The sequence below is a fragment of the Occallatibacter sp. genome, from assembly GCF_049802275.1.
Lineage (GTDB): Bacteria > Acidobacteriota > Terriglobia > Terriglobales > Acidobacteriaceae > Telmatobacter.
This window is the reverse complement of sequence record NZ_JBARMD010000064.1, coordinates 1-21,206: the sequence shown is the minus strand read 5'-3', so window position 1 is coordinate 21,206 and position 21,206 is coordinate 1. Positions and strand designations below refer to the sequence as shown.

Below are 21,206 nucleotides of genomic sequence, written 5' to 3'. Positions count from 1 at the left end.
CCGCGCCCGCTAAGTACGCCTGCGGCTTCCTTCTCGTGTCCAAATCGAAACCGCCTCGCGGAGCAAATCGAGCCTCACAATTAGACCTCCTCCGCGCGAAGCGCTTCCGATCTTGGATAGCTACAATCCAACAAGAATGTTCAAAACCGAGATGAGTCCGTGAGTTTAGCATGGCGTCAATGAAACCCCTAAACTGGTCCTTCCACCTCTGCCTTACGTGGCTATGCTTGAGTCCGTTGGCAATCTTTGGCAGGTCCCTAAGCGCACAAACCACGGACGTCACTACGTTCAGGGGGCTCTCAACATGACAGACGCTTTTGGAATTGTTGGCAAAGGGAAAACCTGGAAGCTAATTTCCAGTAGTCTCTCCCGTCGCTTAATTGACGTTCAACCTTTTGGTTCAGTCGCTATAGGACCGCCCGCGCGGTTGTATGGGCAAGTGGGAGCGTGACTATGAATGCGCCATTCGATCAGTGAACTGTGACGGTGACCTGCATGGTGGTTCGGCCGTATTGGTTGGTGGCGTTCAGGGTGTAGGTCGTCGTTTTTGTCGGAGTCGTGGTTACGATTCCGCCGGTGACGCCTCCAAGCTCATCGATGAAATCGTAGGAGTCATTGGTTGTATTCCATGTGAGCGTGACGGGTGTTCCGGCCGCGACGGATGAGGCGGACGAAGTGAAGCTGTTGATGATCGGCGTTTCTCCGGTGGGGGCAGTGTTGGCGTCGTAACCGGGGAACGTGGGTGTCATCTGCACGACTTCGAAGTTGGATGACTGGATGGCGTCGAGGTTGTGCAGGTCATCGTCATTCCAGCGGGGATCCGGCACTCCCTGAAAGTAGAAGTAGCTGCCATTGTCGGCAAGGATCATTCCGTACTTCTTCATCGCGGTGAGAATTACCTGGTTGGCCGCCGAGAAACCGGAGATATCGAAGCTAGCTTTGAGCCTGATGCGCATCCCCATCACGTTGCTGACGCCGTATGTGGTTCCGGCTGCGTGGCTGGCGGGCGCGACGAAGTAGCCGCCATTGGCGTCGTTCTTGGTTTGTTGCATGGTGAAGCGGATGGCATGGTTGATTGCGCCGGAGGCGACTTCATCGTAGCGCACGAGGCCGGGAAAGATCGGGAGTCCGGCTGCGTCTGCGGATGTCCAGCCCCAGGGACGACGATCGTAATTCTTCAAGTCCCAGATGGTTTCTGAGGATGCGCTCCAGGCTCCGTTGCAGCGATGGGTGTTGAACGTTTCATACAGCATGCAGGCGTGGCGGTCCAGCACAAGAACGTGGGAGTCGCCGATGTAGGTATCGGGCCATCCATCGCAATCAGTTGGAGCACCTTCAATCGGCGCGGTGATGGGAAATGGCGCGACGGCAACATCGCTTTCATCGGCATAGTCGACCACAGAGATCGGAATCAGCGGGGTGGTGCTTGAATCGACGACGACATAGGGGATGCCATAGTTTCCTCCGGCGACGGACGACCAGTCGTGATGCAGATGCAGTCCAGCGAATCCTGCGGCAGAGGTAATGGCGGCATTGTTCGGATCGAGAGGGGCTGACGAAATATCAGTGTTCCATGCTGTAGAGGACGTGAACGGAAGGAATCCGTTCAGGCTGGCGTTGTCTCCCAGGCTCATGCCTGCGCAACTGGGTCCGGCGGTCGATGCGGTCACCGTGATCGGCACGGAATGGAACTTGGTGGAGTCCGCTGTAGATGTTGCTGTGATGGTTACTGAATCCGCGCCGATATTAGCGGGGGTAAATGTAATGGCGGTGCCCGAGCTGACGCCAGATGCGTCGCTCAAGGTTCCCGCGGCAGCTGGACTTATTGAAACATTCACGGTATTCGCGAAAGCTCCTGTGCCGGTAACGGTGGGAGTGCAGGATGTTGTCTGCGTGTCGGTGATAGAGGACGGGCTGCAGGCGAGAGAGACGGCGGTGATGGTCGGTAATGGTGGAGGCGCGGTGATGGTAATCTTCGCCGACCCCACTTTTGTGGAGTCTTCCGTTGAGGTTGCCTTGACGCTATCGGAACCGGACGTAGGCACAACGGATGGGGCGGTATAGAGGCCGGAGCTTGAAACGGTTCCCGAGGCTGCGGACCACGTCACGGCCGAACTGTAGGCGCCGGTTCCCGACACCGTTACTGAGCACTGGCTGGTTTGTCCGGTTGGGAGGCTGGCTGCAGCGCAGGAGACGCTGACCGACGTTATGGCGGGCGTTGGGGGAGGGGTGGTGCCGGCGACTTTGCCGCTTACCCCGCAACCCGCAAAACTCAAGGACCCGAGAAACGACAGGCTGAGTAAAGTCTTGCATCTCATGGCACTTGTCCTCACGCGTGGGCCGGAATGTCCTGTATCGATGGGGTCATTCTATCGGCGAGAGAGGCAGAGACATCCCCAACTCTCGCACTGCGGTCAGCTTTTGGTAATGTTCTCTCCCGCATGGACTTCTTTTGGCTGGATCCCGAGCCGCGATCCCCCGAGGATACGAAGCGAAGCCCATGGCCGAGAGATGTCACTCGGATTTGAAGCGGCTTGTGGACGCGGATCAGTCCAGAACCATCTGGCTTGGTGGCGCAAGGTGCGCAGCATGCATTTTATGGGTGGGGATGGAAGATCAGGCAGCGCTCGACAACATCATGACGCAAGCTGCGGTTTATTCTATTTCGAATTCAGTGATCTCAGCAGGTCTTTGATCGTGCGATCGACTGTTTCCACGAACGATCCAAACAAGATTCCCATGCACACGCCCAGCAGCCCTCCCAGTATCGTTCCGACAATCGCGGCTGAATGTGGCGAAAGATGAGACACAGCGAATCCGATGAGTCCACCGAACAGCGCACATACAAGAGCGCCGCCCGTTAGAGCATAGAGAGCGCCTTCGTCCGAAATGGCCCGCCTTCTCAGCAGAAGGCGTCCCAGCCACTGCAGTATCTGATCAGCACTATCCCAAAACCCACGTGTTAACCCATTCATTCTTTGTCCCTCCATCGGCTCGATACCCCGAACCGCTCAATGCCCCGGATTGTTGGGTGAATGTGGACTGACCCCAGTCAGAGAATTAGATTCGATTGCGATCGAAGGGGATTGCTCTTTCCGGCGAGGTCGATTTGACGAAATCAAGGAAATCCTTCATCTAAATCCTTTCGGATCGTATGGATCCCCGCCGCAAATAGAAGGCGTCTCCTCAAGCTTTTGGCAACGTTCTCCGGCTCGCTTGAACTTTCTTTCGTGCAAAACGTACCTTTTGCATCCTGAACCGCGTTCCCCTGCGGATAAGAGAGTAGAAGCGAAACCCATGGCCGAGAAATGGCACCCGGATTTCGAGCGACTGGTGGACGAGCATCAGTCCATGGTGTTCTCGCTTGCCTGGCGCATGACCGGCGACCGCGGATTGGCGGAAGAGGTTGCGCAGGATGTTTTTCTGGAGCTGGACAGGCATATGGACCGGATCGAAAGCCCCGAGCACGCGATGTTCTGGCTGCGGCGAGTGGCAATGAGCCGGTCGGCCGATGCACTGCGACGGCGCAAGGTACGCGGTGTGGATTTATGGGTGGAGATTGAAGACAATCACGCAGCGCCGGCGGAGGAGCGATCGTCGCCCCTGAGCGCACGGCTGGAGCAATTGCTTTCAACATTGCCCGAGGCACAACGTGCGGCGCTGGTGTTGCGCTACCAGGAAGATTTGTCGCCCGAAGAGATTGCAGCTACGGTGGACGCGCCTGTGGCGACGGTGAAAAGTAATTTGCAGCGGGGACTGAAGCTGTTGCGGTCGAAAGCAACGACGCATTTGAAGGAGTACATTCGTGGACTTTGAGCGGCCTGGACAGACTGGACAAACTGATCAGCCTGAACAAATAAACGAGTTCGAACGCGAATTGCGACAGGCCATGGAGCGCCGGCCAGCGCCGCCCAGCCTGAAGCGGCGGATCATGCAGCAGCGCAGCATGCTTCGCACGGAGCGGGTGCAGAATCACAACGCGTGGTGGCAGCGGCTGGCGGCATCGGTTTTGCTGGTGGGCGTAATTGCTGGTGGTTATAGCTGGCGGCAGATCGAGGAGCGGCGCAAGGGCGAAGAAGCAGCACAGCAGGTATTTACGGCGCTTCGCATTACGAATCGCGCGTTGAACGATATGAATCGGCGGCTGGTGGCACGTGATCGTGAGGAGAAGTAGGACAGCAGGATCGTGCTTTCCCACCCTTGCGGCAGACCACGCCGCAAGGATGGGCACCCAGAGTTGATGGGCTGGAGAGGGAGATCGATGAAGAACCGAATTGCGGCTTTGTTTGTGGTGATGGTGGGGCTGATTATTCCGGCTGTGGCGCAGACCTCGCAACTGCCGTTGCCGTCGCCAGTCGAAAAGGAACTGGCTGCCAAGGCTTCGAATGTGACCGAGGTGACACTTGGTAAGAACATGCTCGCCTTCGCTGCCAAATTCATGAATGGCAAAGGCGAGGATGACGCGGCGACGCGACGCCTCATCGAAGGGCTCGACGGGATCTATGTGCGCGACTACGAATTCGACAAGGAAGGCCAGTACTCGATGGAGGACATCCAGAAGCTGCGCTCCTATTTCGAAACCAGCGACTGGTCACCGATTGTGCGCGAGCGCGATAAGAAGTCCGGCGAAAGCACAGACGTAATGATGAAGGTCATAAACGGCGAGACCCACGGCATGTTCATTCTCGATGTGGAGCCGAAGGAACTGAGCATCGTGCTTATTCTGGGGCCTGTGAAGATGGAGGACCTGGGCAAGCTGGGAGGCATCGGCGGACTCGGGAAGCTGGGCGATATCGATAAGGAATCGCACAAGGACAAGGCGAAGGACAAAACCAAGAAGGACGGTGACGAATGAGACGTCTCGTGCTGATTCCCATTTGCTTCCTGGCGCTGGCGGTTCCGGTAGTTGTGCTGGCGAGCGGCGCGGAGGGTGGCTTCGACGGTGTGGTGAGTTCAATTGAATCGCGCTACAACGTGCATGCGCAGCGCATTCCCTTCCTTGGCCTGATCAGTTTCATTTCACACAAGGCCACGAAAGGCGGTGTAAGTGGTATGCACATCGCCGAGATCGACGACTTTCATGCGGATGTGGACGGCGAAGAGCTAAACCGGATGGTGGAACAGAAGCTTGGTTCCGAGTGGGAACGGGTGATTCGCGAGACCAGCCGCAAGGGCAACGGCCAGACGCTGATCTATATGCATCCCGAAGGGTCGCGGATGGGCTTGTTCGTTCTAGATCTAGACGGGCAGGAGATGGACGTGGTCCAGGTTTCAGTGGATCCGAATCATCTGAACGAGAGCCTCAGCAAGTACGACCATCATCATGCCGATAGCTCAGTTGGGGATGACCACGGGAATGGCGAATCAGATTAGTCCCGATTCGCCTCGTGATTTCTTTCGAATTCAGGGTCAGGGCGCCAGGATCTTGAATGGGGAAGAGATTGGATCGACCGTGGTTTTGGGTGAAAAGGTCCGCCTGAACCTTCTCAACCGCTTGCCTAATCGATCCGAAACCATGAAAAGATGTCCAGCGGTGAGCCGGCCCGCCACGCGATAATGCCCGACGGCAGCCAGGCCCATCGATGCAATGCAGCCACACTGTTGGCAATCGGGATTTCCGCCGAATTGACATGGAGTGATTTGCGTTTTCAGATCTGCTGAGATGGTCTGGGTGGTTCTCGCGAAGATGCATTCTTCCGGACTCGTGGGCGGGGAGGCAATCTCTCTGATCAGTGCTTCTGGCATTTCCAGCTTCGGATATTTCAAACGCAATTGCCGCAGCGTGGCGATCACACCTGCTCTCTGCGAAGCAGTCAGTATTTCCTTGTCGGTCGCACCACGCTGAGGCGTGAAGATGCTGAACCACACTTTTCTGACCTCAGGCCGGGTTGTCCAGAACTCAAGAAATTCATCGAGGTAGCCAGGACGCTCCACGATCTGCGATGTGATGGTGCAGTGAATATTGACTTTCGCATGCTTGATGTTCTTCAGGATCCTGTCGTAAGTTGCAGGTTTGCGGCGCTCATCATGTTCCGCCTGCAGGCCGTCGACAGAGACCACGACATTCAGTTTCTTGAACTTCATCCATGCAGCCGGAATCTCCCGGAATGCGCTGGTGACCACCTGGGTGTGTACACCGCGGCTTTCGATTTGTGGCAGGAGCGCGTCGACTTCGCGATATCGAACAAGCGGATCGCCGCCCACCAAAGAGACATGGAGCGGTCGATGTTGATCGATCAGGGCGAGGACTCTTGTAATCAGCTCATCGCCTTTAAAGTCAGAGAGCTCGCGAAGTTGTGTCGGTCCTCCCAGATGAGCCGCATCGAAAGCGTAACATCCCGGGCAGCGCAAGGGGCATTCTTTTGTGATCTCGATGGAAAGAGAAGGTGCATGGCCTCCCAGGATTCGGGCCCATGCATGTAAAACTTCAGATGGTTTCATTGAACTCTCCGTATCAGGCGAATGGTGCTAAGGGGACGGCAGTGGAGCCGACGGTCTCGGTTCCACTTTGCTTTTCGCGTATTTGTAGAGTCGAAGGATCAGATGAGAAGGGGAATGTTATACATGCCCGTATCTGAACCGGCCACATACTCTGAACGAAATGTCGAAAATAACCGTGTAGAAGCGATCCTGATCGGCGCGTGTTCATGACCCGCGAACGCAAGAATGCACAGTGCCGACAACAAAGAGTCGATGCCCTGCTTCAGGTTTTTTGAGAGCACCAGTACAAGACTGAGGAAAGACAGGATCATGAGTGTGCTCAGCTCAAAATCTCTGCCGCCGTGGAGAAAACGATCCCAAGTCCAAAGATGCTGTGTTACGGGCATCGTGATCAGCGATATCGCGGTCAGTGTCAGGAGAACGCGGGCGACCCACACGAGGACTCTCGATGTGCATGCATATCCATTGAGGCCCGGATGGCGGCTCAGCTTGGGATTGCAATCCAAAATCGCTCCTCGCCTGAGATGGACTATCTTCATTTCGGAAGCTTCGGGCTAAATGCTTGCCTTCAAGGCATGTGGAAAACTCCAAGTTATCCGCGGGCAACAAGATTTCGCAGCCATGCCCCGGAGCCTCTAATGGTTTGGATGTGTTCGGAGCGGAATCGTTTCACCAGTTCCGCACATTCTTCGTAAGTCTCAGCTCGATCGATAATCCGCGGGGATACCGAATGGCGGGGAGAGTTCGCCGTCCGTTGACCGGTATGGCTACACTAAACGTGAATTGAGTCTTGACTCTTCAACAACGGGCTTGGAGTATCGCGGACGCCTGGCGCCTTCGCCTACAGGACATCTGCATGTTGGACACGCGCGGACATTTGCAACGGCCTGGAGGCGAGCGCGGGCAGCTGCCGGTCGGCTAGTGATGCGCATGGAAGATCTGGATCGGGAACGCAGCCGAGCCGAGTATGCAGAGGCGGCGCTTGAGGATCTGCAATGGCTGGGGCTGGATTGGGACGAAGGGCCGGATTTGGGCGGGGCGTTCGGGCCTTATGCGCAGCGCGAACGGGGCGAGATATATCTGGCCGCGTGGAAGCGGCTGCGTGAAGGCGGATTCCTCTATCCATGCCGTTGTTCGCGAAAAGATCTGGACGCGGCAGTGAGTGCTCCGCATGAGTGGGCGGGGCGTGGGCAGGATGAAGATGATGAGCCCGTGTATCCGGGGACTTGTCGACCGTCGCGCTCAGGCGAAGGCGTGTTTGAGATTTCAAGCGAAATGGCTGATAGCCCCGGCGGACTGAACTGGCGGTTCCGCGTCCCGGATGGAAAGGTTATTGCATTTCAGGATCTGAATTTGGGTTCGCAACGATTTGTGGCGGGGGTGGACTTCGGCGATTTTCTGGTCTGGCGAAGGGATGCGACGCCGGGGCCCCCACGGACAGGTCTTCGTCGGTGGGGTGGTGGGCTGCCGAGTTATCAGTTGGCGTGCGTGGCTGACGACGCGGCGATGTGGATTACGGAGGTTGTGCGCGGCGCTGATCTGCTGAAGTCGACTGCTCGGCAGATCCTGCTAAATCGAGCGTTGGGATTCGAGGACCCTAGGTGGTTCCATTGCGAGTTGAGCGTGGACGAACAAGGGCGCCGACTGGCAAAGCGGCATGATGCATTAAGTATTCGAAATCTGAGAAAGCGCGGACTGACACCGGACGGCGTTCTTTCTCTCGCATCAGCGGTACCTGAGCAACGATGACTATTTAGGTTACTGGCGGTGACCATCCGGGGATGGCCCGAAAGTGCTATCGATGTCAAACTCTTGATCTACTGGTGATGTTCAGCCTCAGATCGACCCGGCGCAGGATAGCGCATCGACACCGACTACTTCCCCCAGGAGCCCGCAGGCGATGGCAAACGACAGAAAACGAGGGTTTTTATCCTCGTTGTTCGGAAATAGAAAGCAGAAGGCAGACGAAGAGGCAGCTGAACTGGAATCGAAGCAAAGACTGGAACAACGAATCCAGCAGGTCCTTGCCGAACGGGCCGTGGTTCACGAACTTCTTGTTGAGGAGAAGCACACTGCACAGATTGCACAGATGCCTCAGAAAGAAGAAGACGATTTTCCAGTGGAACTTTTCCCGATCTCAGCGAGCGTGATCAGCATTCGAAAAGCTCCGGTGCATTCTTCCTTTATGCCCTCCAGCTTTGAAGCTCCCCGATCTTATGCGTCGAATGACCGGTAACGAACCACCGCACCGACACCTGACAGAAGTCATCATGAAGAAGGCCTGATCTCAGGTCTTCTTTTTCATTTTTTGGGGCCGCAAATACCGCTAACACGTGCTCATCTCTCGAAAGAAACCGCCTGCTGCAAGGGAAGATTCCGGGACGATGCACCGACCCGGATGGTGTATTGCCCGGCGGGTACTTTCCAGGAATCAGACCCTTCATCAAAGACAGTCAGACGATCTCGGCTGACCGAGACGGTAGCCTGCTTTGACTCGCCGGGTGCAAGGTCAATCCTGGTCCAACCAACCAGCCGGTTGGGCGGTTCACCGGCTGACTCAGGCAGGGATGCGTAGACCTCCGCGATCTCGCTTCCCGCGCGCTTGCCGGTGTTCTTCAGGGTAAAGGAGACGGTAGTCGTATCCCCGGGCGTGATCTTGAGCGCTGAATAGGCAAAAGTGGTGTAGGAAAGGCCGAAGCCGAATGGAAAGAGCACGGGCTTCTTCTCCGCGTCATACCACTTGTATCCCACCTTCAGGCCTTCGTCGTAATTGACGTCGAAGAACGGGCCGATTCCCATTGCCATTCCAATCAACCCCGGAGCACCGGCAAGTTTCGGCATGGGGTGGTCGGCATCCGGCTTCGGCGGGCCAACGTGAATCGGGTGGGGCAGGTCGGCCTCGCTCTTTGGGAAGGTGAGCGGTAGCTTGCCGGACGGGTTCACGTCGCCGAAGAGGACATTGGCGATGGCCTCCGATCCGCGAATGCCGGGATACCAGGATTCGACGACGGCGGCGACCTTGTCGATCCATGGCATGAGGACGGCGCCTCCGGTTTCGAGCACGACGATGGTGTGGGGATTGGCCGCGGCTACTGCTTCGATCAGGGCATCCTGATTGTCGGGAAGTGAGAGGTTCTTGAGGTCCATGCCTTCTGAAGCATGTTGCGTGGCAAACACGATTGCCACGTCGGATGATTTGGCGAGTGCTGCTGCCGATGCGGGGTCAGCGCCGGAATCGAACTTGACGGTTGCCTGCGGCGCTTCTTGCTGGATCCCTTTGAGCGGCGCCGAGCGTTGATAGACCTCGACCAACATGAAAGCCGTCATGGGGTTCTTCGCCAATTCGGGTGGAGGCGGAACGGGATTGCCGCCGGCCGGCGAAACTTGTGAAGATCCTCCGCCGGACATCACGCCGACATCCGCGTGGCCACCGATGACTGCGATGGACCGAAGGCTGGATGCGTTCAGGGGCAGCTGCTCACGGTCATTCTTCAGCAGAACGGCGCCTTCTTCGGCAGTCTTCTGCGCGACTTCAAATCCGTGCATCACGTTCGGGGATTCGGGTTGCGGCGGATAGTCAACGATGCCTGAATCGAATTCGGTGCGGAGAACGCGATGCACCATGTCATTGAGCCGGTCCATGGGCACTTCGCCGCTTTCTACGGCTTTCTTGAGCGGTGCGCCAAATGAATCGTTGCCCGGCATCTCGATGTCGAGGCCTGCCATTGCAGCCATTGTGGTGCTCTGCGTCGCGCCCCAGTCGGAGACGACGAAGCCCTTGAACCCGAGGTCTTTCTTCAATACATCTGTGAGCGTATAGGAATTCTCGCAGCCATAGGTTCCATTGATCTTGTTGTAGGAGCACATGACGGCGCCGGCGCCGGAGTCCTGCAATGCGATTTGGAAGGCGAGCAGGTCGCTCTCGCGCATGGCGCGCCTGCTGATGATGGAGTTCACGACGATGCGGCCGGAGTCCTGATCATTGACAGCGTAGTGCTTCACATCGGTGATGAGGTGCAGGGCTTTTTCGGCTTTCAATTCCTGGCCGGCAAGCGTGCCAGCGAGCACCGGGTCTTCGCCTTTGTACTCGAAGGTGCGGCCGTTTCGCGGTTCGCGGATCATGTTGATTCCGGAGCCCAGCGACATGTTGAATCCCATGGCGCGCATTTCGTGCCCGAGCATTGTGCCGATCTCGTAGGAAAGCGCCGGATCCCAGGCGGAGGCCATTGCTTCTCCGGAAGGCAGAGCAGTCGCATATCGGCCTTTAGCACCGGCCATCGAAACACCCTGGTTTGAATCGGTCATCTGGAGATCGGGAATTCCGAGGTGGGGAACGCCGGGGATGAATCCGAGGATTGCGATGGCCCGCGTGAGGGGCCCGGACTCCTGGGGTGCAAAAAGGGCCTGCCAGCCGGGTCCGTGCAGCAGCTGGATCTTTTCATCCAGCGTCATCTCCTTGATGACCATATCGGCCCGCGCATCGGGAGAGAGGCTCTTGTCAGACCACGGGAAGTGCTTCGCCGGAGTCATTCCGGGAAATTGGGCCAGGGCCCCATGGCAAGCGAGGAACGTGGCAAATGCGAGCGCACTGAAGGAACGTTTTGACATGAGGTCCGGATACCTTTCTGGGATCGTCGGAGAGAGTAGCATATCGACGCTGGATTCTTCAGTGCTCGGTACCGGAAAAGGAAATGCCCCGGCCTGAGATGTCAGGACCGGGGCATTTTGTCTCGCGAGAGTATCAGGCTTACTGATGCTTGATGAACTTGCCGGTTTGGAGTTCGTGCATGGCCTGATTCAACTCGGCCTGGGTGTTCATCACGATGGGGCCGTACCACGCTACCGGCTCCTCGAGCGGCTTGCCGGAGACGAGCAGGAAGCGGATGCCTTCAGGGCCGGCCTGGACGACAATCTCGTCGCCACGGTCAAACAGAACGAGCGAATGGTTTTTCGCGTCGTACCTTGCCGGAGCATTCGGATCTACCGCCGACTCGGTCAAGACAGCTTTCGGATCTGAAGCATCCCGGAAGGTTCCGGCGCCTGCGAAGACGTAGGCGAAGGCGTTGCGCGTGACGTCGACCTTAATGCGGCGCAGCTTGTTTGGCGGCACCGAGATGTCAACGTAGCTGGGATCGGCGGCTACTCCCTCGACTGGTCCGCGCTTTCCCCAGAAATCGCCGACGATGATGCGTGCTTTCGTTCCATCATCCTCGGTGACTTCAGGTATGGCCGAGGATGGTATGTCCTGGTAGCGCGGGTCGGTCATCTTCAAGGACGCAGGCAGGTTCGCCCACAACTGGAAACCGTGCATCCGTCCGTGGGCGTCGCCCTTAGGCATCTCCTGATGAAGGATGCCGCTGCCGGCGGTCATCCACTGGACGTCGCCAGCCGTCATGCGGCCCTTGTTGCCCAGGCTGTCGCCGTGCGCGACTTCGCCGGCCAGCACGTAGGTGATGGTCTCGATGCCGCGATGCGGATGCCAGGGGAATCCGGCGAGATAGTCCGCAGGGTTTTCGTTGCGGAAATCATCGAGCAACAGGAACGGATCGAACTCCTTTGTTTTGCCAAAACCGAAGGCGCGCTGGAGCTTAACCCCGGCTCCCTCGATCGTGGGCTTGGTTCCGAGAATCTGTTTGACCGCGCGAAGAGACATGATGGACCTCACTTTTTGCCTTACATCAGATTAGATTCACGAGGAAGATATTCGTTGCAACAAGTAATCTTGGCGGTAGCGACCGGGGCAAACTTCGATCAGATTTCGCTCATGCCGCCGTCGAGCAGCAATTCGCTGCCCACGCTGAAGTTGGACTCATCGGAGGCAAAGAACAAGACCGCGTCTGCGATCTCCCGGGAAGTGCCGAATCTGCCGGCGGGCACCTGCTCCTGGATCGATATGGCTACCTGTTTCAAGTTGTCTTCGGAGAGGCCCAGCTTGCTGTAAAGAGGTGTGGAAATCGGGCCAGGGCTGACTGCATTGACGCGAATGCCGCGGCTGATCAATTCGCCTGAGAACGTTCGAACAAAGGAGATCAGGGATGCCTTGGTTGCGGAATAGACAGAGGTGTTGGGCATCCCAATGTGTGCGTTGACCGAGCCGTTGATGACGATCGAGGCTTTAGGTGCAAATATGGGGAGGAGCGCCTGCACAAGAAAGAATGGCCCCTTCACGTTAATCGCGAAGGAGCGATCAAAGGCATCTTCAGTCCATTGTTCGATGGGTTGAAGCTGAGCAAGACCCGCATTGATGAACAGGATGTCGAGACGGCCGAAGTGAGCTTGGACGGCTGTAGCAAGATTGCGCTGCTCGGTTGCACTTGAAGCATCGGACGAGAGAACAAGTACATCGGGACCCAATTCATGCCGTGCGGATTCAAGTGTCGCGGGGTTGGTGCCGGTGATGATGACACGCGCGCCTTCCTCAATGAACCGGCGTGCAGTTTCGAGGCCTATACCTGTTGTACCGCCGGTGATGAGGGCACGTTTTCCTGGGAGTCTCTGCATGATTGCTCCTTTGTTCGTGATCCTGTTTGCATGGATGGGAGGGGGCCCAGCCTGCATTCGCAGTCTCAGAACAGCCATAAGACTGTCTGCCCTGCACACTTGCGGATCAGCAGCAATCGGGGACGGCCGAACTCATCCTTGTCAAAAGCGCGCGACAAGGATGAGGCTACATCACACTAGCGGCTTTGTTAGGCCTTGATGAACTGGGCTTCGATCGTGATATTCACGTCGTCGCCTACCAGGATGCCGCCGGTTTCGAGGGCTGCGTTCCAGCTGAGGCCGTAGTCTTTACGGTTGATCTTTGTCGTTGCGGAGAGGCCGATGCGGGTGTTGCCCCAGGGATCTTTGCCGGGAGCGCTAGGGCCTTCCACGGCAAATGTCTGCTGGCGGGTCTGGCCATGCAGCACGAGATCGCCGGTAACGTTGTAGCCGCCGTCCCCATTGGGCTTGACCGACGTGGATTTGAAGGTCATGGTCGGATACTTCTCGACGTCGAAGAAATCGGCGCTCTTGAGATGGGTGTCGCGCTGGGCGTCGCCGGTCGAGATGGAGCTGACATCGACGGAGGCATCGACGCTGGAGAGCGTGGCGTCGGTAGAGTGCTCGGTGAGGGTGCCGGAAAGGCCGTTGAAGCTGCCTTTCACGTTGGAGATCATCATGTGCTTGATCTTGAACTCGGCGTGGGAATGGGCGGGATCGAGTTTCCAGGTGGTGGTGGTTGCGGGATTTGAGGTGGTGCTTGCCATAGGATGGCTCCTTTCACCTGTCTTGGATGCGGCAGGGAGATATTCGTTTCAACAACTATTTTACCGGGTTTCAGCCTAGAGTTCGGAGCTCGTTGTTACGGTCGTCAGTCTTCAGGCGTCCGAACGGCTTCTGCGGCGACGGATCATCGCGGGAGTTCCTTACTGCCGGTGATGGTGAAGGAGGCGGAGATGGCAGCGGATCCCAGGTCTCCGTCGGGCTGGCTACTGCCCAGGGAAACCTTGTAACTGCCGGGAATTACGGCACGAGTTCCCTTCTCGTCGACCTGCGAGAGGGTGCGCGGGTCGAGGTGAAAGCTGACATGCTTTGTTTCACCGGTTTTGAGCCGCAGACGCTCAAAAGCGGCGAGGGCGAGCTTGGGGGTAGATGGCGAATCAGGGGGAGTCAGGTAGAGTTCCGAGACTTCCTCGCCAGCCATCGAGCCGGTGTTGCGAACATCGGCTTCAACCGTCAGGCTGTCGCCGGCTTTCAGGTTTCTGATTGAGAGCTTCACACCGGAATAGGCGAAGGTCGTATAGCTGAGGCCGTCTCCGAAGTCATAGAGTGGCTTGCCTTTGAAGTAGCGATAGGTGCGGCCGGCCATGGAGTAGTCGTCGAAAGCTGGAAGTTGCTCCACACCGGTGTAGAAGGTGACCGGGAGGCGGCCGGCGGGATTGTTCTTTCCACTGAGGGTTTCGGCGATGGCCTGTCCGCCGGACTGGCCAGGGTACCAGGCTTCGAGTAGAGCGCGGGCGTTCTGCTGGGCCCAATTGACTGCGAGAGCGCTGCCGTTGAGCAGGACGACGACCATAGGCTTGCCGGTCTTGGCGACTGCCTCGAGCAATTGCTGCTGGATGTCGGGGAGGGCGATGTCGGTGCGATCTCCGCCTGAGAAGCCCTTGGCGTTCACTTTCATTTCTTCGCCTTCGAGGCGCGGGGTGAGTCCGACGAAGGCGATTACGACGTCCGCTTTCTTCGCAGCGGCAACAGCCTGGTCCTGAAGGAGTTCGTGGCGCGGGCTCCATTCGAATGCGAGACCTGCGCCGGTGATGCGCCCGGTCTGCACATACTCAATGCGGAGATCGTGCGGGCGGGTGTCGGCGAAAAGAATAGCGAAGTGCTGGATGGCCCCGTAGTTGCGTCCGGAAGGCGGGAGTTTGCTTGTGGTGGGTGTGGGCGGGGCCGTGGGCTCAAGCTGTTTTCCGTCGAGATAGATGGCGAATTTCACCTTGTCCCCACAGGGGTAGCAGAAAGGCAGTCGGACCTGAAAATTGTCGGTTTCAGCGACGGGGACGGCCATGGCGCCGGTCCAGCGAACAGCAAAGGCCTGGTTGGTGGTGTCGGCAGGCTGGACGGGATTTGCGAAAGCCCAGTCGAAATCAATCTCCTTGTCGATGCGGACCATTTCCGGTGCGCCGTCGAAACCTGGATGGGAGAAATACTGGCCCTCCAACCCATCCACCGTCGAGTCACCTGAGGCCCGGAGCATCGTGCGCGGCACCGGGAGTTCGCCGCCCGAAACGTAGGGCGAGCCTTGGGCGTAGACGACATGGTCGTAGCCGAATTCCTGCTCAATGCCGTCGATGGGAAGGATGGGATGGAGCGGGATGGCGTTGTAGTTTCCTTCGAGGGCGATGCGCGAGCCGGCGAGCGGGCCGATCACGGCGACGGCCTGGTGCTTCACGGGATCAAGCGGGAGAAAGTGGTTCTCATTTTTCAGTAGCACCATCGACTCGCGCGCAGCACGCAGGGCAAGTTCGGCGTGTTCGGGCGAGTTGACGACAGAGTAGGGGATGGTAGAGAACGGGACTTGCTGCGGCGGATCGAACATGCCCAGTTTAATGCGCGCGGTGAAGAGACGCTTGACGGAGACATCGAGCTGGGCTTCAGTGAGCAGGCCTTTGTGGACGGCGTCGGTGAGTTTTAAATATTCGGTGCCGCAATCGGTGTCTGTTCCGGCGAGGATACCTGCGGCTGAGCCAGACGCGAAATCGGGAGAGTAGTGATGGCCCTCGGTCGATGAGAAGTCGCCGATGGCGCCGCAGTCTGAGGTGACGAAGCCCTGGAAATGCCAATCGCCGCGGAGGATATTACCGAGAAGCATTTTGCTGGCGCAGGCGGGAACGTTGTCAACCGCGTTGTAGGCGCACATGATTGAGTCGGCTTTGCCGTCGACGATGGTGGCGCGAAAGGCCGGCAGATAGGTGTCCCAGAGATCATGCGGAGTGGGATCGATGTTGGCCTTGTGGCGCGTGGACTCGGGGCCGCTGTGGACGGCGTAGTGCTTCGGCGTGGCGATGGCGCGGAAGTATTTCGGGTCGTCGCCCTGAATGCCTTCCACGAATGCGGTGCCGAGGCGGGCTGTCAGGAAGGGATCTTCGCCGTAGGTTTCCTGGCCGCGTCCCCAGCGTGGATCGCGAAAGATGTTGATGTTGGGCGACCAGATGGTGAGTCCGTAGTAGCGGTCATGATTGCCGTGGGCGATGGCGTCGTTGTACTTCGCGCGCGCTTCAGTGGAGACGACTTCGGCGATGGAGTGGACGAGGGGCGCGTCCCAGGTGGCAGCGTTGCCGATGGCCTGGGGAAACAGTGTGGCAAAGCCGGAGCGCGCGATGCCATGTAGGCCCTCGTTCCACCAGTTGTAGGCGGGGATGTCGAGGCGCGGGATGGGCGCGGCGCGATCGATGAGCTGAGAGACTTTCTCCTCAAGGGTAAGTCGGCCGACCAAATCATCGACGCGCTTTTCAACGGGTAGCGCAGGATCGCGGAAGGGCATGGCTGCAGCGGCTTTGATCTGCTCTTCTGTTGGGGGTAGCGGCGCGGAGTTTTGCGTGGGAGCCTGAGACGCCGCGGCAACAGGCAGAAGAAAGGCGAACGCAAGGATGACAGAATGCAGGCGCATGAGATCGATTCTCCGAAAAGCCATATTAAGCGGCCAAGGCGATGGTCACAAAGAGTGACGCGGCCGCGAAGGGCGCGAACTACAATTTCAGGTGAATTGGTTCCCCGCTGGACTTCGTTGTGGAGATAGGAGGAATCCGGAGATGCGGATTCGAGTGCGGAGTTTTGCATTTGTCATAACAATTGTCGCTGCCAGCCTGGTTGCGATGGGACAGGCGAGGCCGGCGCATGGACCGTTCACTGCGAAGGATTGGGCAGCCCTTCACAGCGCGCATGCGGCAGCCGTCAGCGTGAACGGAACGATTCTTTACAGCGTGACGTATGGCGCGGAGAAAGGCCAGACGCATACCGACTGGTGGACGATTGGTGGGGATGGGAACAACGCGAAGAAACTCGAAATACCGGATGGATTTCACCCGTCTGGATTTACGGGGGATGGGCAGAGCCTGTATGGCGGATGGAAGGTGAACGACCATCAGCAGTTCGCGGTGTTCGCGCTGAAGGACGGCAAGCTTGCCTCGGCTCCCACAATAGTGGTGGTGTTGCCGCGCGGTGTGGGATCGGCGAGTCCATCGCCGGATGGAAAGCGCTTCGCGATGACGGCCGATCCCCGCGAGCCCGATCCGATGGACAGCGTTCGCCATGTGCAGGAGCCGGAGGAGACGAGCCTGTATGTCGTAAATGCGGACGGTACTGGTGGAGCGTGGTGGTGCAAAGACCTGAAGTACATCTCTGGATCGATCACGGTGGGCGGGGGTGCAAGCGCGGCGGCGTGGAGTGCGGATTCGAATTCGCTGGCGGTGCTGTCTCAGGTTCCGCGCATCGGGCATCACGAAGTGGGCTCAACGATTGATGTATGCAGCGCATCGGGAACTCGGCACGTTACGGACATTGCGAACTCAGTAAGCGGAATCGCCTGGGCGAACGGAGGCAAGGACCTTGTGTTCCTGTCGACAAAATCTCTGGTGCTGACGCCGGAGCATGTATGGGCGGTGCCGGCCGCGGGAGGAACGGCTGAGGATCGGACACCGAATCTCGATGCGACAGCGGTGCAGATTGCCGGCGATGCGAAGGGACGCATTTGGGTCGGCGTGAATCGCGGCGTGCACAGCGAGGTGGATGAATTTCGCGATGGAGCATTGAAGACGGCGTATCGCTGGCCGGATGGAGTGGTGCGTGGCACTCCGGTGGAGAGCGAGTATGCGGGCGCGGGCGAGCAGATGGCGTTCACGGTGGGCGATCCGGCTCATACGACCAATGTGGCCGTGACGGATGGCGATCATCTGCGCAAAATTACACATGAAGGCGATGAGCAGGTTGCCGGAATCGACTTGGGGCCTGTCGAAGTGGTGCGTTGGAAGAGCAAGGAGGGGATCGCGCTGGAGGGGATCGCGACGTTTCCGGCGGGGTATGTGAAGGGAAAGAAGTATCCGTTCCTGGTGCTGCCGCACGGCGGGCCTGAGGCAAACGATGAATTGGACTTTGATCCGTTTTCACGTACGGTCGCGGGCCTGGGCTATGTGGTGCTGCAGCCTGAGTATCGCGGGTCGACGGGATATGGCGCGGATTTTCTTGCGGCGATCTACCAGCATTTTGGCGATCGCGCATATGAAGATGTGGATAGCGCGACGGATTATGCGATCGAACAGGGATGGGCTGATCCGAGCCACCTCGCAATCTTCGGATGGAGTGCGGGCGGATTCATGACATCGTGGACCGTGACGCAAACAAACCGATACAAGGCGGCTATCGAGGGCGCGGGTATCACCGACTGGGGCCCGTTCCTCTGGACCAGCGACATAGCGCAGGTGGACTACGATGCGCGATGGACGGACGAGGATCCAGCGGCATTCAGCAAGTTTTCCGCAGTCGATTTTGCGAAGAACGTGACCACGCCGCTGCTGATTCTGCATGGAGAGGCGGATCAGCGCGTCCCTACGTTCCAGGGGACGGAGTATTTCCAGATTCTGGCGGCGCGCGGCAAAACGGTGCGCATGGTCACCTATCCCGGATCACCTCATTTTCCAGTGTTATGGGAGCAGCGACTGGATGTGATGAAAGAGCTAACGGACTGGCTTGCGAAGTACAACAAATAGCTATCGGAACCTGATCCGCCGCGATTTCGTCATATTGATATCGCGATCTCCTCGGAGGCTTCGGAATGCAGAATTTCCTGTATGACTTGCGGTACGGCATTCGGCAGTTGCGCAACACGCCGGGAATGGCGCTGCTGGCGATTTTGACGCTGGCACTGGGCGTCGGCGCGAATACAGCCATTTTCACCGTTATCGAAAGTGTGCTGTTGCGGCCACTGCCGTACGCGCATTCCGACCGGCTCGTTTTCATCGGGCCGGGAGGCGACAAGCCGAGCTTCGGATCGACGTCGTGGCTCAATTTCCGCGATGTGCAGACCCAATCGAAGCTGCTGGAAGACACGGCAGGCTACGCGGAAGATGTGAGTGTGCTCGAAGCGCGCGACAGCTCGCAGAGCGTGGTTGCGCCGCGGGTGACAACGAACTTGTTTGCAATGCTCGGCCAGCGGCCGTTGCTGGGGCGTACCTTCACCGCTGCCGAGGGGATTGCGGGCGGGCCCCCGGTTGTGTTGTTGTCTGAAGGGCTCTGGAGGGGGGCGTTTCACTCTGACCCAAAGATTGTCGGCCAGGTAGTGAAGTTGGGCGGCAAGCCTACGACAGTGGTGGGCGTGATGCCGGCGAGCTTCAGTTTTCCGGACAATATGGAGCCGGACCTCGGAAAAGGTGTGTGGCTGCCGCTCCAGCCTACGCCAGAGATGCTGAAGGATCGTGGCTATCACTTCTTCAACGTAGCCGGAATCATGCGACCCGGCGTGACGGTTGCCCAGATGCAGCAGGAGGCAAATGCAATCGCAGCGCGAATCCCGCATGAGCACAAGGACTCCCCGGTCACGTTTCGCGTCGATTCGTATCAGGAAGTGCTGACAGGGCCGGTGCGACCGGTGCTCTATGCGCTGCTGGGAGCCCTGGGACTGGTGTTGCTGATAGCTTGTGCGAACGTCTCAAATCTGCTGATCGCGCGGGCGCTGGGGAGGCAGCAGGAGTTCGCGGTTCGCGCGGCCCTAGGTGCTGGCCGGTCGCGGCTGATCGTGCAGATGCTTTCAGAAGGATTGCTGCTGAGTTTACTGGGATGCAGTGTGGGGGTGGCGCTGGCGGAACTGGCGATGCTGGGGATTCGCAAGCTGCCTGACGGCACGATTCCGCGCGCCGATTCGATTGCAATTCACTGGACGGTGCTACTGGTGCTGGCGGGAATTGCGGCTCTGACGACCATACTTTCTTCGCTGCTACCGGCGCTGCTAGTGGCCAGGGCAAATCCGCAGGTGGCGTTACAGGCGGCCTCGCGTGGAGTGGGCTCGAAGTCGGCGGGGGGAAAGCTGAGCGGATGGCTGGTGGCGGGAGAAGTCGCGCTTTCGACGTTGTTGCTGGTGGGCACGGGGTTGTTGTTCAGGACGTTGTGGAACCTGGAGCAGTCGCGGTTGGGATTTGAGACCGCGCACGTCACCACATTTTCTGCGATGCCGCCAGATGCAGCGGGATTTTCAGGAATGGCGGTGTCGGAAGACACGGCGAATGCGCCGGTGTCGGTGGCCATGACGACTTATGGGCCAGTGCTGGAGCGGATCAGGAAGGTGCCGGGCATGGAGAGTGCGGCGCTGGCTACCTCACCCCCACTTTCGGGGATGAATCTGGGATCGAGCTTCGATATCCTCGGACAGCCGACGGATAGCTCAAATAAGCCGGAGGCGCGGGTGACGGCGGTGAGCGGGGATTACGCGCGGGTCTTGGGAACTCCGATTGTGCGTGGACGCATGATCGGCGAAGGTGACGCGCTGACGACACCGTTTGTGGCAGTGGTGAATGAGACCCTCGTGAAGAAGTATTTTGCAGGCAAGGATCCGCTGGGCAAGCAAATCAACCTGGGCGGAAAAGACACGGGTATGATCAAGCCCTTCACGATTGTAGGCGTACTCGGCAATCAGGTGGACACCACTGTGGGAGGGGAGATACAGCCGCTGATTCTGTTGTCGCAGCAGCAGATTCCAACGACTTCGTTGTTTTACCAGGCGCTGCTGAATACCGGGGTGACCTTCGTGGTAAAGACACGCGGGGAAATTCCAGTGGCTCGGGAAATGCGATCAGTCTTTCACCAGTGGGCACCGGGATTCGCCCTCGACAATTTCCAGACCATGCAAGAGGCTGTTGACAAGAACACTTTCAGCCAACGGCTGGGGCTTTATCTCGTGGGCTCGTTCGCGGGGCTGGCGATTGCGATGGTGATCGCGGGGCTTTACGGAGTGCTGTCGCAGCTGGTGAGCTATCGGCGCCGTGAGATCGGAGTGCGCATGGTGCTGGGGGCAACGCGGGGAAGCGTGGCGACGCTGGTGCTGCGGCAAGGATCAATCCTGATTGGCGCAGGTCTCGCGGCGGGCCTGGTGCTCGCCTTCGCGACCTGCAGGCTCATCAAGGGTTTCCTGTACGAAGTGAAGCCGCTCGATGCCAGCACGTATGTTGCCGTCGTCGTGACATTGACGGCCATCGGGCTGGTGGCGGCGCTCATTCCGGCGCGTCGGGCCGCAAGCATTC

The 21,206-nt window shown here is 58.4% G+C and carries 17 protein-coding genes; 8 read left to right on the top strand and 9 right to left on the bottom strand.

Annotation, left to right across the window (positions count from 1 at the left end; genetic code table 11):
- Nucleotides 1-470 precede the first annotated feature (470 nt).
- Nucleotides 471-2,318, bottom strand: a complete 1,848-nt coding sequence (locus tag WA354_RS02195; protein WP_472811375.1) for a hypothetical protein — start codon at nt 2,316-2,318, stop codon at nt 471-473.
- Nucleotides 2,319-2,660: 342 nt separating this feature from the next.
- Nucleotides 2,661-2,975 (bottom strand): hypothetical protein, encoded by a 315-nt coding sequence (locus WA354_RS02190; protein ID WP_472811374.1) that lies wholly within the window; start codon nt 2,973-2,975, stop codon nt 2,661-2,663.
- Between the two features lie 322 nt (nt 2,976-3,297).
- Between WA354_RS02190 and WA354_RS02185 the strand changes: the two genes are divergently transcribed.
- The 4 genes from WA354_RS02185 (at nt 3,298) to WA354_RS02170 (ending at nt 5,373) form a co-directional block, all read left to right on the top strand.
- Nucleotides 3,298-3,816: an RNA polymerase sigma factor gene (locus tag WA354_RS02185; protein WP_472811373.1), complete on the top strand. Its 519-nt coding sequence runs from the start codon at nt 3,298-3,300 to the stop codon at nt 3,814-3,816.
- Nucleotides 3,806-4,174, top strand: a complete 369-nt coding sequence (locus WA354_RS02180; protein ID WP_472811372.1) for a hypothetical protein — start codon at nt 3,806-3,808, stop codon at nt 4,172-4,174. The genes WA354_RS02185 and WA354_RS02180 overlap by 11 nt, the downstream gene beginning before the upstream one ends.
- Nucleotides 4,175-4,261: 87 nt before the next feature.
- The gene (locus WA354_RS02175; RefSeq protein WP_472811371.1) at nt 4,262-4,855 is read left to right on the top strand and encodes a DUF4252 domain-containing protein; all 594 of its coding nucleotides are present in this window, start codon (nt 4,262-4,264) and stop codon (nt 4,853-4,855) included.
- A complete protein-coding gene (locus WA354_RS02170) occupies nt 4,852-5,373 on the top strand; it encodes a hypothetical protein (protein ID WP_472811370.1) in 522 nt (173 codons plus the stop codon). The genes WA354_RS02175 and WA354_RS02170 overlap by 4 nt, the downstream gene beginning before the upstream one ends.
- A 36-nt stretch (nt 5,374-5,409) precedes the next feature.
- Here WA354_RS02170 and WA354_RS02165 read toward each other — a convergent pair whose 3' ends face one another.
- Entirely contained in the window at nt 5,410-6,441 is a 1,032-nt protein-coding gene (locus WA354_RS02165; protein WP_472811369.1) for a radical SAM protein, read from the bottom strand.
- Between the two features lie 98 nt (nt 6,442-6,539).
- Complete coding sequence (locus WA354_RS02160; RefSeq protein ID WP_472811368.1) at nt 6,540-6,980, bottom strand: hypothetical protein; 441 nt, start codon at nt 6,978-6,980, stop codon at nt 6,540-6,542.
- 244 nt (nt 6,981-7,224) lie between these two features.
- Here WA354_RS02160 and WA354_RS02155 point away from each other — a divergent pair, with 244 nt between their 5' ends.
- Both WA354_RS02155 and WA354_RS02150 read left to right on the top strand, forming a co-directional pair.
- Nucleotides 7,225-8,190, top strand: coding sequence for a glutamate--tRNA ligase family protein (locus WA354_RS02155; protein WP_472811367.1), 966 nt, complete (start codon nt 7,225-7,227; stop codon nt 8,188-8,190).
- Nucleotides 8,191-8,341: 151 nt separating this feature from the next.
- Nucleotides 8,342-8,677: a hypothetical protein gene (locus tag WA354_RS02150; RefSeq protein WP_472811366.1), complete on the top strand. Its 336-nt coding sequence runs from the start codon at nt 8,342-8,344 to the stop codon at nt 8,675-8,677.
- A 101-nt stretch (nt 8,678-8,778) separates the two neighbouring features.
- Here the strand turns inward: WA354_RS02150 and WA354_RS02145 are convergent, their stop codons facing one another.
- The 5 genes from WA354_RS02145 to WA354_RS02125 form a co-directional block, all read right to left on the bottom strand.
- Complete coding sequence (locus WA354_RS02145; RefSeq protein ID WP_472811365.1) at nt 8,779-11,049, bottom strand: beta-glucosidase; 2,271 nt, start codon at nt 11,047-11,049, stop codon at nt 8,779-8,781.
- A gap of 139 nt (nt 11,050-11,188) precedes the next feature.
- A complete protein-coding gene (locus WA354_RS02140) occupies nt 11,189-12,094 on the bottom strand; it encodes a pirin family protein (RefSeq protein WP_472811364.1) in 906 nt (301 codons plus the stop codon).
- Nucleotides 12,095-12,192: 98 nt separating this feature from the next.
- The gene (locus WA354_RS02135) at nt 12,193-12,942 is read right to left on the bottom strand and encodes an SDR family oxidoreductase (protein ID WP_472811363.1); all 750 of its coding nucleotides are present in this window, start codon (nt 12,940-12,942) and stop codon (nt 12,193-12,195) included.
- Between the two features lie 188 nt (nt 12,943-13,130).
- Nucleotides 13,131-13,688, bottom strand: a complete 558-nt coding sequence (locus tag WA354_RS02130; RefSeq protein ID WP_472811362.1) for a YceI family protein — start codon at nt 13,686-13,688, stop codon at nt 13,131-13,133.
- A gap of 143 nt (nt 13,689-13,831) precedes the next feature.
- Nucleotides 13,832-16,588 carry a glycoside hydrolase family 3 C-terminal domain-containing protein gene (locus tag WA354_RS02125; RefSeq protein ID WP_472811361.1) on the bottom strand — a complete coding sequence of 919 codons (2,757 nt, stop codon included), beginning with the start codon at nt 16,586-16,588 and terminating at the stop codon, nt 13,832-13,834.
- A 142-nt stretch (nt 16,589-16,730) separates the two neighbouring features.
- On the opposite strand from WA354_RS02125, the gene WA354_RS02120 reads away from it, so the two are divergent.
- Complete coding sequence (locus tag WA354_RS02120; protein ID WP_472811360.1) at nt 16,731-18,683, top strand: alpha/beta hydrolase family protein; 1,953 nt, start codon at nt 16,731-16,733, stop codon at nt 18,681-18,683.
- Between the two features lie 65 nt (nt 18,684-18,748).
- Nucleotides 18,749-21,206, top strand: a 2,458-nt coding sequence (locus WA354_RS02115; protein WP_472811359.1) for an ABC transporter permease, incomplete at its 3' end; no start/stop codon positions are given.